Genomic DNA, 12,203 nt, shown 5'->3' with positions numbered 1-12,203 from the left:
GCAAAGGCTGCTGCGGGCCGCCCTCCCAGAGCCAACCCGAGATGATGTACGACGGTATCAAGTCGAGCGGTTCGACGGCTGCGCTCCGGAACGATAAGCTCTCCAAACCTTTCGACGAATATCCGGCGACGACAAACTGTCATCTCACAGATAAAGCGCCTTGCTGATAATCGCAGTTGGACCTTGGTGCCACCACAAGGCAAATCAGCAACTATCCGAACGTAGCGGCTATGAACACGATCTGACATTCTGTGGCATAAAGGGCAGGAACGTCGATCGGCAGTAGCCCGCGCTGAAACAATGATAACCCCCTCGTCCTCGTCGGAACTCTCAACAATCAATCCGGCCGGGATCAGGGACGACAGACGAAACTTGGTCGCCATGATGCTGATTCCTTTCTGATAACCGCATCAGTTTCCACCGCGAAATCATCAAATGTGAGTCAGAGCCAATATTCCGTTCCGATTGACACGTCACGCCATCCAATCTGACCACAACCCAAGTTTACAGGACTCGGATTATGGCTGATTCTAACGATAGCACAACTTTGCCTGAAGTAACTCGGCGGAACCTTCTTTTGACCGCCATTGCCTCGTTAGCGGCGATACCAACCGCGCACTTTGGGGTGGCAGATGTCTTGGGAGATGAACAGACTCAATGTAACGGCGTTGACCCTGCTATATCTGCTTGGCAAAAGTGGAACGCTGTCCATGCGCAACGACGGCACATCTGTTTTCAACAACAACAACTTGAAACGAAGCTCTTGAGTATAGTTGGCGGTTTTCCTTTAGTCGAGATAACAGTTCCAGAGAGTGGGCGGCGGGTTGTGGTGCATACAGTGGAGGAAATTGATAGCTTTCTCTCAGGTGTAGCAATGTCAGAGGAGCGAAGACGTGCACAAGCTTTGCTGAGGGCTCGCCAGAGAAAATGGAAGAAAGGCGGCGAGGAAATCGGGTACAAGCGCATGTTAAATGCCGAGATGAAGTTGATGACGGTTGAATCTCAGCTTGCCGATATGCTTTTGACCACACCAGCTCAATCCCTTGCAGGTGTTACCGCCAAGTTACATTGCATCCTGGAAATGGAAGGCGCGGAACTGGAAGACGGCGGTAAACCTGGACTGCTGTTGCAAGATATTCTAGCCGACCTGATCCGTATCGACAGTGGAGAATCGGTGATTTTTGATTAAAGCGTTGTTTTTCCGTAAGCCCCCTGATGCATAACCGTATTTAAGGGGGCGCTATTATCTGAATTGTATGCTCTTGAAGAACTTTAATGCATCTTCTAGCTGGCGATTATTATTTTTTGTTGACCTGCCATACCAATGCGGAAAATGTCGGCCCTGTGGCTCTTGAGGTACAGAGGCAATAGATCCCCGTGCCATATCGGTTCTATTCCTTTGTCGGGCAGAGAAGATAGTTAGGTTGATCCAGCTTTGAATCGTTGGCGCAGAAAGATTGAAAAAGTTAATTCTCGTTGACCAATGCACAGCCCAGGAGAGTAAGATAGGCAACGATCACCAATAAGCCCACCTTAGCGAAAATTGTCGGAAACAGCTTGCACCAACGTACTGTTTCCGTTTAGGATTCATGTTGAGGCAGATACGCAGCTGCCTTGGGGCGTGGAAACCTCTTGCAGATCGGTTGTTGCTGGCCGTAACAGCATCACACTCCTTGACCTTATGGTCGGGGGACCTGTGGCGTATGCAACAGGCTTCCGGCTAAAGGCCATAGGGATCGTGTCTGCACGGTTTTCCAATCCCCCGATCACCAAGGGGTCAATGAGCATGAAAGCGGGGGCGTACCGCAAATCCTCCTACGGGATCAAACGGTATTTCGGGACATTCTATCGTTGTGCTCTGGTCGACTCCTTTGTTTAAAAGATAAGGGGTGCATTATGTCGAAGAAGCAGCATGCAGTAGGTTGCAGTTTCTATACGTATGTATATGGAGATGATCTTTCGGATACCAGTCGCCGGTTTTACGAAACACAGGCTATGGCGCGAGAAGACGTTGTTGCATTTCGGGAAAAGTTGATTGGCGAACCCGGAAGGTCAGGACCACTGCCCGAAATGAAGATCGTCAGACTTGAAACATTACCAGTTAACGCACGAGCCCTGGTCGCTCTTTTCAACGATCTTGAAGGAAAACTTGGTGGCTTCATCCGTTCAAGACGCGTAGTCGAAGTGGTGCGCGAACCTCAGGTTAAAGTGAGCCAATCTGCTCGCTAATCTTTTCCATACCGGGCAGCACCAAATTTAGCTTCAAGGACACGATCATGCAGTAACTTCGCTGTAAGGAGGGATTCTGGATCAGGCTTGCCACTAATTGGCATAGACCGCTTCTTTGGTCGTTTTTCATGACGTATCCCGTTGGTAAAAGGTATGGTGTTCGCTTTTCGTTAAGCTATGACATGACGCATGATATACGACTGGCTGGAGGCTAGTAGCAGCGTCAATGGCGCAGAGTTTGGCCCGATTTTTCACGATGCTCTGGCGGATTAGGATGAGGGGTGCCAAATGAATATTAACTCGCCCCCCAGCAACTGTTCTCTTGATTGATTATCCGGGTGTGTAGGCATTTTTCCGCTATCGCCCATACCAGTAATTGGAACCACCGGCGGCTTCAAGATTTAGATTGAGGATCAGGCGTGGCTCGGCTTTTAAAACCTGCAATCACAGACTGGATGCGATTATGGAAAAAGCGATGCTCTTCCCACTCGAGAGACTGCTCGCGAACTTTCAGGCAAATGCTCAACAAGTGCAGGTCTATATTGATTGCGTGAAAGTCGGCTTACGGGGGGGCAGTCAGCCCTATATTTGAGCAGTTACGGCTAACCTTCGTCTTCTTTACGCGAATGACTTTGACTGTTTGACTGCCTGCCGGGTTGGGGTTCGGGCGGGGTGCTCCATTCCGTATGGATTCTGAGGACACTAGCAACTGAAAGTGCGCAATGTGGCGAGCGAGTGCTGATAGCGATCAGTCTCAGTTTCGGACCAGACAACGTCATTCATTACACCAGCTTCCCGTCAGCCGATATATGAGATGGTCCAGAGACCGGCAATTCATTCGTACAAACAACCATAGCCATAAAGCAAATAGCACTGGAAATTTTGCCAAGAGCTATGGCTTCGATGCGGACAAAACTCGCCTAAGAGGAAAGCAAGCCGGAAACGCAGCAATGTTTATCTACCGGCTGCCAGTCGGCTCGTTCCAGCTTCGCGAGAGATGTGAGAGCGATTGACATAATGATGTAGCGACGTCATGATGTCGGTATGATGATAGAGACAGACCACGCACCACTTTACGCTAAGGTTGAGGCTACGTTGGCATCCGAAGTTGCCAACGGTATTCTCGCTCGCGGCGCTCAACTTCCACCTGAAGATATTTTGATTGAAAGGTTCGGTGTCAGCCGAACGACTGTTCGAAAGGCAGTCGAAAACCTCGTCGCGCGCGGATTGGTGGAGATTCGTCGCGGCAAGGGAACATTTGTTACCGAGCCGAAGATTCTGCAGGAGCTGACTGAATTGAGCGGGTTTGTGGAGGACATGATCACTCTAGGCCGGAATCCAACCGCAAAACTGCTGGATAAACGTCCCGTGCCCGCCAGCGATGTCGTCGCGGCGCATTTGGGCATTTCCGTCGGAACGCAGGTTTATCGTATCGAGCGGGTTCGCTTGGCCGATGGAGTTGCTATGTCGTTCGATGAAACCTATTTACCCTTGGACATTGGCGAGAAGATCGGGAGCAACGACCTGGAAGCGGAGCCGATCTTTTCGTTGCTCGAGAACAAGTATGGCCTGCCGCTTGTCGAAGCGGAATATCATCTAGAAGCCATCACAGCAAACGACCAAGTCGCCCGGGCGCTGGAGATCACGCCCGGAAGCCCTGTCTTTCTGATCGAGCGGACCTCCTTTTGTGAAGGTCCGAAGCCGGTGGATTATGAAAAGCTCTATTATCGCGGCGACCTCATTAAGTTCACCACCCGCTTATCGCGCCGGTCACGGCAGAACCCATGATTGGAGTTCCTGATATGGGGGCGACCGGTGCTTTATCGCTATTTGTTGCTGCCTTCGGCGCAAGCGCGCTTGGGGGTGTTCTCGGTATGGCAAGCGGTATATTCATTGTCCCAGTCCTAACAATTCTGTTCGGTATCGACATCCACGCTGCGGTCGCTGCTAGCCTGGTGTCGGTAATTGCGTGTTCATGCGGCAGCGCGGCACCGCTCCTGAAAGCGCGTATGACCAATGTAAGGCTGGCTGCCGTCCTGGAGACTGGGACGACGTTGGGCGCGCTTACCGGGGTGTTTCTGATCGGGATTATTCCGGTCGCTTATCTGTATTTGTTATTTGCCGGTATTCTCGTTGTGTCAGCGCAACAAATGCTCAACCGCCGCCGTGATGGGAACCAGCAGACCGTATACGCGCAACGAAGTTGGGCAACACGGTTGGGCCTGCATTCCGCAGTTCCCGATCGCACAGGGGGAACCGTTGCGCCTTATTATGTAGGCTCCGTGCCAATAGGCTTGTCGCTAATGTATGGGGCCGGCCTGGTCTCGGCGCTGCTCGGAATTGGTAGCGGTGTGCTAAAAATCCCCGCCATGGATACGGCCTTGCGACTTCCAATCAAGGTTTCTTCAGCAACCTCGAATTTTATGATCGGGGTAACGGCATCCGCGAGTGCGGGCGCCTATTTTGTTCGCGGTGACATAAATACAGCAATCGCCGGTCCGGTTGCGCTCGGCTCTGTTGCAGGGGCCTTCGTGGGTGCGCGGATGCTGATGGGTTTTTCCGGTGACAAGCTCCGCATCTTCTTGGTGATAGTCCTTGTGTTGCTGGCTGTCGCGATGGCGGTAAATGGATTCAACCTGCATTTCGCAGCGTGACAGGAAAATTCCCATGAACAAATACTTTAGCACAGCCGCGGGGCAGGAGCGAGCTATCGCCAGATTGTTGCATTATGGCACCGGACTGGCTTCATTTGTCATCGCAGCAGGATTGGCGCTTCAATGGCTGCACCCCTTCATAAGGACGATTTTTAGCGTGAGCGGATACGAATTGGTGAAAACTGGCGTTGGCCTATTCATTTTTCTTCCCGTCTCTAGAGTGATCCTTATGCTCATCCAGTTTTCACTAGCACGGGATCACGCCTTTATCGCGATTTCAGCGTTGGTCCTGACAGTGGTCGGAGCTGGATTCTTGTTGGGCATTTAATACGTGTTTTTCTGTATGGCCAGCAGTGTTCATGGCATACGTGCCAAGCTTTTACGCACGACACCTCTCGTCTTAATGGCTATCGCGGCATATGCAGAGATTGTCGATCGAATCTGCAAACTGCGATAGCGTTCAGCCATCTCTTCAGTTAAACGAGGATTGTGAAAGCAAGATCGCCAGTCAGGTGCATGAAAGGGAACAGAGTGCCCAGCAAGTTCGAGTCCGGGCAATTTTCAGTTCTTCAAGTGACTGAAATATAAACGATTTGGAAATGCTTACACGACGTTTGGGAGGAAAGGTCAATAGTTGGGTCGAAACGATCATCTGCCCCCCGAACATAAGCTGATGGCCAAAACCCAAATGAGAGGGCGCGCTCACAGGCTGTTAATAACGCCTTTATCGGCTCTCAACTTCACTCAAAAAACATACACAAATCACCCAGCGTGTGTGGTGTTGGAAGAATTGAATTTTTAATTAGTGTACTCGCGTGCCCATGCGTAAACCTGTGCCTTAGGCACAGGCTCGTCATGCCTAAGGACGGAGGTTTCGAAGATATCTTTGGCAGGAACTTTTACAGGCGAGGTTGACATTTTGGGCTAATTATATTGATATCAAGGTAGATTATTGATCATCACTGACAAACTGTGGACCCAAAAGGGAGTTCAGTCTCGACAATGCAGTCACTGCCCTTCCTGGGGGGAAAGGCGCAGCAGGCGATAACCCCGCTTATCGCGTGGTGTCGGTGACATTCTAAATGATACGCGCTGACAGTAGGCGAGTAGTGCGGCGTGCGGTATCAAGCTTGTTCGAAATAGTGAAGTTTTATTTTGGGAGGAAATAATTATGAAGATCGTGACCAGCTTAAGTTTTCAGGGCCAGTGCCGCGAAGCGTTTGAATTCTACGCCAAGGTTCTGGGCGGGAAGATTACTGCGGCCATGCCCTATGGTGACGGTCCTCCAGACATGCCAATCACCGACGATAAACACAAAACCTGGCTCATGCACTGCTGGCTCGAGGTTGGCGATCAAGCTCTAATGGGCGCCGACATGGATGTTAAATGGGCACCGAATATTGAAAAGCCCAAGAACGGCTTCGATGTCACCCTGCATGCTGCAGACAAGGCCGAAGGGCAGCGTTTGTTCGAGCATCTGTCTGAAGGCGGCAAGGTAGTCATGCCGTTTGAGGAGACCTTCTGGTCGCCAGGCTTTGGTTCGCTGATAGACCGGTTCGGGATCCCGTGGATGGTCAATACCATTCCGTCGACCGGTTGGGCCTCGTCTCAGGGCTGATCCAGAAACGCCGTTAAAATATTCGGTGGGGTGTCAGTAGCGTTGATAAGAGACATTCCTCTGACATAAACCACTTTCCAGTGCCTGAACGTCAGCGGCTTTCTGGATCGGGGGAGTACATGGATCATCCATATCGCTGGGTCATCGTGGCGGCAGGTGGCCTTTTGGGCTGCGTCGCCATTGGAGCCATGTTTTCATTGCCTGTGTTCCTGCGGCCGATAGCTCTGGATACCGGTTGGTCGATAACCGGCATATCCGCTGCTATGACGTTTGGTTTCCTTTCAATGGCCGCCGCCAGCATGGTGTGGGGTGGCCTCTCTGATCGGTTCGGGCCACGGCCAGTCGTGCTCACGGGTTCAATCGTTCTGGCGGCGAGCCTTGCTTTCGCCAGTCGGGCGGGAACGCTCAGCGAATTCCAGACACTGTTCGGCGTTCTGGTCGGCGCAGCGACCGCAGCCGTCTTCGCGCCGATGATGGCCTGTGTGACCGGCTGGTTCGATACGCAGCGCGGTCTCGCCGTTTCGCTGGTTTCTGCAGGTATGGGCATGGCACCGATGACCATGGCGCCATTGGCGGCGTGGCTGGTGACAATCCATGACTGGCGAACTGCAATGTTGATCATCGCCGGAATGGCCGCGGCTGTGATGATTCCCGCGGCACTTTTGGTCCGCCGACCACCAGCGCTCGATGCGGGAATAGGCGAATTTGCAACGAACGAACCGAAGTCGAACATGAGCGTCAGGCAGGCGGTTCGCTCGCCGCAGTTCATCACCCTGATGCTGGCGAACTTCTTTTGTTGCGCGACCCATTCCGGCCCGATCTTTCACACTGTAAGCTATGCGGTAACTTGCGGAATCCCAATGATTGCGGCTGTGTCGATCTACAGCGTCGAAGGACTGGCCGGCATGTTCGGTCGTATCGGGTTCGGTCTTGCAGGAGATCGGTTTGGTGCGCAGCGCATATTGGTGCTTGGACTTATGGCACAGGCCTTCGGTGTTCTCGCCTATGTATTTGTTTCGACACTCGGTCCGTTCTATGCGGTGGCAGCGCTGGTCGGATCCATCTATGCTGGCACAATGCCACTTTATGCTGTGATTATCCGCGAGAATTTCCCACTGAAAATGATGGGTACGATCATTGGCGGAACTGCGATGGCAGGCAGTCTCGGTATGTCGACCGGCCCGTTGCTGGGTGGCCTGATCTATGATCGATTCAATTCTTACGTGCTAATGTATGTTGGATCGTGGAGCATGGGGCTGGTGGCTGTTTTGATCCTACTAACATTTAGGCCTTTTCCCGCCCGTCAGCCAAGTACGGTACCAACTTAAACAAGCCACAACGTAAACCCGAGCGGTTCAACAGCACAAACGAGCTTAGCATTCGAGGCATTGAACCACTTGCGCATCAAGGCAATTAACGTTCTGGTTATCCTGTGACTGAACCAGTGCGAGAAACTTGGTTGACCGCACATCCACTTCAAAGAGCTCTGATCGCGCTTGGTGCCTTGTTTGGGCGAATGGACCTAGTTTCTTCAACGCAGCCATGAAAATTGGGGGAAGAAGTTCTAGTGCCTTGAGCTCCATTACAATGTCCGGGCGGCGATTTCGCTCTGATTGATTTGCAAGTTTCTGTGTATGACGACTCAAGAAGCGGGATCCTGGCCTTTCAGGCAGGGTATCAGTGCTCAGCGAAATCAGCACCGAAAATTCAAAATGACAGCGGTTTGTGCCAGTCGCATGGAGCCAATCCCGCAAAGTAGCTTTAATCGTTGTATCCACCGTCGGGCCAGTGAAAAGTCAACTTCTCTGCAGTAAGCGATGTCCGGCCTTAAAGTAACTCCACTATGTCAATAACCTTTGCCAGAACACGGGTAAAGAAACACTTCATTGTGGATATATGGTGTGACACAGGTTCAACCTGTCGGATCCTCATCTATAGACTCAATGATAATTGTGTATGGCCTTCCACTTATCAATGGGTTTTTAGAGAGTGTGGCTTTATGCAGGCTCTATTTAAACCACATCATAGATGGTTTTAGTTCCCACTAAATGTTCATCCTTGGGATAGCCCGCGCCACTGTAAATACAAAACTGGCAATGTTTCGCCTGGAAAAAAGCGAGTTTATGGCTAGATTGTATCTTACGCGTTGCAACCGGATAGCGGGGCGACTGGCCCCGCTCAATGTTTGGGAACGACAAGGCCTGTCATAGTCGTATCATTTGCCTGCGGCCTGCTGCGCAAACACATAACTGTCGTAGGTATATTCAGCGACACGGAACCACTCAAAACCTTCGTCACGGAATTTCTTCCAACTTGGATAAATCTTAGCCCATGACGGATTTTTTTCGTTGTATTCCGCATAAAGATCAAACGTAACTTTGTATGCAGCGTCGAGCACATCACGTGGTAGCGGCTGAAGTTTCACTCCCTTTGATACCAATGAACGGATCGCTGTCGTATTCTTTACGTCATAGAGCGAGATCATGTTCTGAGTTGCTGCTTCAGCAGCTGTATTGAGCGCAACCTTGTAAGGTTCTGGCAGGCTTTCATATTGCTCCTTGTTGATGAAAAAGTGGACCGAGGCACCACCCTCCCAGAATGCGGGATAATAATAATAAGGCGCAATTTGATAGAAGCCTAGTTTCTCGTCGTCATAAGGGCCGACCCATTCTGCAGCATCAATGGTTCCGCGCTCGAGCGAAGGGTAGATGTCGCCGCCAGGAAGCTGCTGCGGTACCACACCCAGACGTGACATGACTTCACCGGCAACACCAGCGATGCGCATCTTGAGCCCTTTGAGATCTGCTAGGCTTTTGATCTCCTTTCTATACCACCCCCCCATCTGCGCGGCTGTGTTGCCACCGACAATCCCCACGACGCCATAATCCGATAGAAACTCGTTATAGAGTTCGTTGCCTCCACCGTGATAGAGCCACGCATTCTGTAGGCGTGTATTCATGCCGAACGGTATCGCGGTACCAATGGCAAAAGCCGGATTTTTTCCGGTAAAATAATAGCCACACGTATGTGCCATTTCGACCGTATTCGCTTGCACAGCGTCGATCGCCTGTGGGCCAGGTACGATTTCGCCTGCCTGGAAAACTTGGATCTGAAATTTGCCTTCCGTCATCTTCGAAACGGCGTTGGCCATATAGACAGCGCCGCCAAAAATAGTATCAAGATTGTTGGGAAAACCTGAAGTCAAACGCCATCGTAGAGTAGGTAGTTCCTGAGCGATGGCAGGTGTGGCAAGCGCCGTCCCGCTCGCTGCAGCGGCTGCGCCAATGGCGGCGCCCTTTGTTAAAAATGTTCGACGGTTTAAATCCTGTTTCATGTCTTTCCTCCTCGAAGACTTCTAATTGTCTGTAGTGACTGGAGAGCTTTCAGTTCAGTCGCGTTCGTTGGAACCGCCATAACTGCATCTTTATAAGTTTTTGCTTCAAGCAAAATCGCTCCATACTTTTGGTTCCAATTTTAGTTTAGGGTCATTGTTCCGGCCTTTCCGGTCGGCCGGTACCTTGTCCGAATGAAGGCGGGGAGGGCGTGCCAAATGATGGTGCAGGCAATGGTTCATTAGAAGGGGAGGACGCGGGTGCACCAAAAGGTGCTGGTGCATTACCGAATGGGTTTCCTCCATCCGCATCAGGCATAGGCACATTGATTTGGATGGTGGAGGGATCCAGCTGTTTATGGTTGCCCTTATAGTGAGTGACTATACCGGGAAAACCTATGATAATCCCGACCATAACGAGCTGAATTATCAGAAACGGTATGGACCCAACATAAATCTGTCCGGATGTAACAGGTTGGATTGTCGCCCCCGTCACTTTGTCCCTGTATGGTCGGGACGGCGCAACGGATCGCAAATAGAACAATGAAAATCCGAAAGGTGGATGCATGAAAGATGTTTGCATGTTAACCGCCAGCATCACGCCGAACCAGACAAGATCAATGCCCAGACTGTCCGCGACAGGCGCCAAAAGTGGAATTATGATGAAGGCCAGCTCGAAATAATCGAGAAAGAATGCCAGTAGAAACACCAGGAGATTGGCAACGATAAGAAAGCCAACCTCGCCGCCGGGGATTGACGTCATCAAGTGTTCAACCCAGACATGGCCGTTGACACCATAGAATGTGAGCGAGAACACGCGTGCACCCAACAAGATGAAAATGACGAACGACGACAGTTTTGCGGTCGCGTATAGAGCTGAAGTCAGCATTGTCAGATTGAGACGGCGATTGATGATAGCTAGAAGTAGCGCTCCCACTGCTCCCATGGCACCACCTTCTGTAGGCGTTGCCAGGCCGATAAAGATGGTTCCAAGGACAAGAAAGATCAATACAAGCGGCGGTACTAATGAGAACACCACACGCTGAACGAGCTTCCAGCCCTTCAACGTACGCGCGTGAACCGGTAACGCAGGAACAGTCGCGGGTCGCAAGATCGACATACCTATGATGAAGGCGCAGTAAAAGCCGACAAGCATCAATCCGGGTACAAGTGCACCCTTATACATATCGCCCACTGAGCGCCCAAGCTGATCAGCGAGCACAATGAGGACAAGGCTGGGAGGAATGATCTGTGCCAGGGTACCGGAGGCGGCAATTGTTCCGGCCGCGACCTTACGGTCATAACCATAGCGCAGCATGATGGGCAGGGAAATAAGTCCCATGGAAATGACAGAGGCTGCAACCACGCCAGTGGTTGCAGCCAACAACGCCCCAACGATTATCACTGCAAATGCCAGCCCCCCACGTACCGGTCCGAAAAGCTGCCCGATCGTATCGAGTAGATCTTCCGCCATGCCGCTTCGTTCCAGAATTAGCCCCATAAAAGTGAAAAATGGAATGGCAAGCAATGTCTCGTTCGACATCTGCCCAAAAATGCGATCAGGAATTGCACCGAACAGGTTGACTGGCAACAGGCCCAATTCGATGCCAACAAAGCCGAAAACGAAGCCGACAAAGGCTAGGGCGAATGCGACCGGATAGCCCAGCAGTAGTACGACCACAAGCGAAAGAAACATGAGGGGAGCGAGATTTTCTGCGAAAAAAGCGATCATATCCATTCCTCTCAAAGCGCCTGCGCTTCGGCATCTTCAACAGCGACCTTATCGGGGATATGCCCTTGAAGAATGGCGATACGCTTGATGAGCTCAGATATGCCCTGAAGTGCCAGCAAACCGAAACCGACAGGAATTAGCAACCAAACCGGCCACAGTACCAATCCGCCCGTACTATTGGAGGTTTCGCCGCTGGTGAGCTTTGCTTCAACGATCGGCCATGAGAGGTAAATCGTGACGAGGCAGAATGGTAGAAGGAAGAAAATCGTGCCGAATATCTCAACCAGTAACTGGGTTCGCCGTGAGTAGCGACTATAAAGTAGATCGACCTTGACGTGCTCGTTGTTAAGCAATGTATAGCCCGCGACAAGTAGAAACACAGCGGAGAACAGATACCATTGTGCTTCAAGCCATGCATTGGAGCTGACGTTGAAAAGTTTGCGGGAAATAGCATTGATGGCACTGATAAGAACCGCCACAAGTATCAGCCAGGATACCGACTTTCCGATGAAATTATTGGCCGCGTCGATAGCGCGCGAAAACGCCAGCAAGACTGACATTGCTCCTCCCCTTCTTTCCCGCCTCCTCAAGCGGTTTTGGAAGATACTATGAGCGACGATTCGTTGCGGCAAGACGACG

General features: G+C 51.4%; 11 protein-coding genes. 7 read left to right on the top strand and 4 right to left on the bottom strand.

The annotated features are described in order from the left end of the window. A partial coding sequence (locus OIV19_RS09125) for a transposase family protein (RefSeq protein ID WP_264231367.1) occupies window positions 1–383 on the bottom strand: 383 nt, incomplete at its 3' end. A gap of 137 nt (window positions 384–520) precedes the next feature. Between OIV19_RS09125 and OIV19_RS09120 the strand changes: the two genes are divergently transcribed. The 7 genes from OIV19_RS09120 to OIV19_RS09090 all read left to right on the top strand — a co-directional run bounded on the left by OIV19_RS09120 (window position 521) and on the right by OIV19_RS09090 (window position 7,829). Further along, window positions 521–1,189, top strand: a complete 669-nt coding sequence (locus tag OIV19_RS09120; protein ID WP_264231366.1) for a hypothetical protein — start codon at window positions 521–523, stop codon at window positions 1,187–1,189. 707 nt (window positions 1,190–1,896) lie between these two features. Continuing rightward, window positions 1,897–2,229 carry a hypothetical protein gene (locus tag OIV19_RS09115; RefSeq protein ID WP_264231365.1) on the top strand — a complete coding sequence of 111 codons (333 nt, stop codon included), beginning with the start codon at window positions 1,897–1,899 and terminating at the stop codon, window positions 2,227–2,229. 1,044 nt (window positions 2,230–3,273) lie between these two features. Next, window positions 3,274–4,017: a GntR family transcriptional regulator gene (locus OIV19_RS09110; RefSeq protein ID WP_264231364.1), complete on the top strand. Its 744-nt coding sequence runs from the start codon at window positions 3,274–3,276 to the stop codon at window positions 4,015–4,017. Beyond that, window positions 4,014–4,883 carry a sulfite exporter TauE/SafE family protein gene (locus tag OIV19_RS09105; RefSeq protein WP_264231363.1) on the top strand — a complete coding sequence of 290 codons (870 nt, stop codon included), beginning with the start codon at window positions 4,014–4,016 and terminating at the stop codon, window positions 4,881–4,883. The genes OIV19_RS09110 and OIV19_RS09105 overlap by 4 nt, the downstream gene beginning before the upstream one ends. Before the next feature lie 13 nt (window positions 4,884–4,896). Beyond that, the gene (locus OIV19_RS09100; protein WP_264231362.1) at window positions 4,897–5,211 is read left to right on the top strand and encodes a DUF1634 domain-containing protein; all 315 of its coding nucleotides are present in this window, start codon (window positions 4,897–4,899) and stop codon (window positions 5,209–5,211) included. Window positions 5,212–6,054: 843 nt separating this feature from the next. Next, window positions 6,055–6,501 carry a VOC family protein gene (locus OIV19_RS09095; RefSeq protein ID WP_264231361.1) on the top strand — a complete coding sequence of 149 codons (447 nt, stop codon included), beginning with the start codon at window positions 6,055–6,057 and terminating at the stop codon, window positions 6,499–6,501. A gap of 119 nt (window positions 6,502–6,620) precedes the next feature. After that, window positions 6,621–7,829 carry an MFS transporter gene (locus OIV19_RS09090; protein ID WP_264231360.1) on the top strand — a complete coding sequence of 403 codons (1,209 nt, stop codon included), beginning with the start codon at window positions 6,621–6,623 and terminating at the stop codon, window positions 7,827–7,829. An 887-nt stretch (window positions 7,830–8,716) separates the two neighbouring features. Here OIV19_RS09090 and OIV19_RS09085 read toward each other — a convergent pair. From OIV19_RS09085 to OIV19_RS09075, 3 genes are all read right to left on the bottom strand, one after another. Beyond that, on the bottom strand, window positions 8,717–9,835 hold the full coding sequence (locus OIV19_RS09085) for a TRAP transporter substrate-binding protein (protein WP_264231359.1): 1,119 nt from the start codon (window positions 9,833–9,835) through the stop codon (window positions 8,717–8,719). 151 nt (window positions 9,836–9,986) lie between these two features. Then, a complete protein-coding gene (locus OIV19_RS09080; RefSeq protein ID WP_264231358.1) occupies window positions 9,987–11,564 on the bottom strand; it encodes a TRAP transporter large permease in 1,578 nt (525 codons plus the stop codon). An 11-nt stretch (window positions 11,565–11,575) separates the two neighbouring features. Continuing rightward, the gene (locus tag OIV19_RS09075; protein WP_264231357.1) at window positions 11,576–12,124 is read right to left on the bottom strand and encodes a TRAP transporter small permease subunit; all 549 of its coding nucleotides are present in this window, start codon (window positions 12,122–12,124) and stop codon (window positions 11,576–11,578) included. Window positions 12,125–12,203 lie beyond the last annotated feature (79 nt).

The sequence above is a fragment of the Brucella sp. HL-2 genome (genome assembly GCF_025846885.2).
GTDB lineage: Bacteria > Pseudomonadota > Alphaproteobacteria > Rhizobiales > Rhizobiaceae > Brucella > Brucella quorumnocens.
Note: the sequence above shows the minus strand (reverse complement) of the source record. Positions and strands in the feature narration are given on the sequence as shown.

Coding starts and splice junctions, on each gene's coding strand:
- OIV19_RS09120 (WP_264231366.1), top strand. CDS start 521: ATGGCTGATTCTAACGATAGCACAACTTTGCCTGAAGTAACTCGGCGG.
- OIV19_RS09115 (WP_264231365.1), top strand. CDS start 1,897: ATGTCGAAGAAGCAGCATGCAGTAGGTTGCAGTTTCTATACGTATGTA.
- OIV19_RS09110 (WP_264231364.1), top strand. CDS start 3,274: ATGATGATAGAGACAGACCACGCACCACTTTACGCTAAGGTTGAGGCT.
- OIV19_RS09105 (WP_264231363.1), top strand. CDS start 4,014: ATGATTGGAGTTCCTGATATGGGGGCGACCGGTGCTTTATCGCTATTT.
- OIV19_RS09100 (WP_264231362.1), top strand. CDS start 4,897: ATGAACAAATACTTTAGCACAGCCGCGGGGCAGGAGCGAGCTATCGCC.
- OIV19_RS09095 (WP_264231361.1), top strand. CDS start 6,055: ATGAAGATCGTGACCAGCTTAAGTTTTCAGGGCCAGTGCCGCGAAGCG.
- OIV19_RS09090 (WP_264231360.1), top strand. CDS start 6,621: ATGGATCATCCATATCGCTGGGTCATCGTGGCGGCAGGTGGCCTTTTG.
- OIV19_RS09085 (WP_264231359.1), bottom strand. CDS start 9,835: ATGAAACAGGATTTAAACCGTCGAACATTTTTAACAAAGGGCGCCGCC.
- OIV19_RS09080 (WP_264231358.1), bottom strand. CDS start 11,564: ATGATCGCTTTTTTCGCAGAAAATCTCGCTCCCCTCATGTTTCTTTCG.
- OIV19_RS09075 (WP_264231357.1), bottom strand. CDS start 12,124: ATGTCAGTCTTGCTGGCGTTTTCGCGCGCTATCGACGCGGCCAATAAT.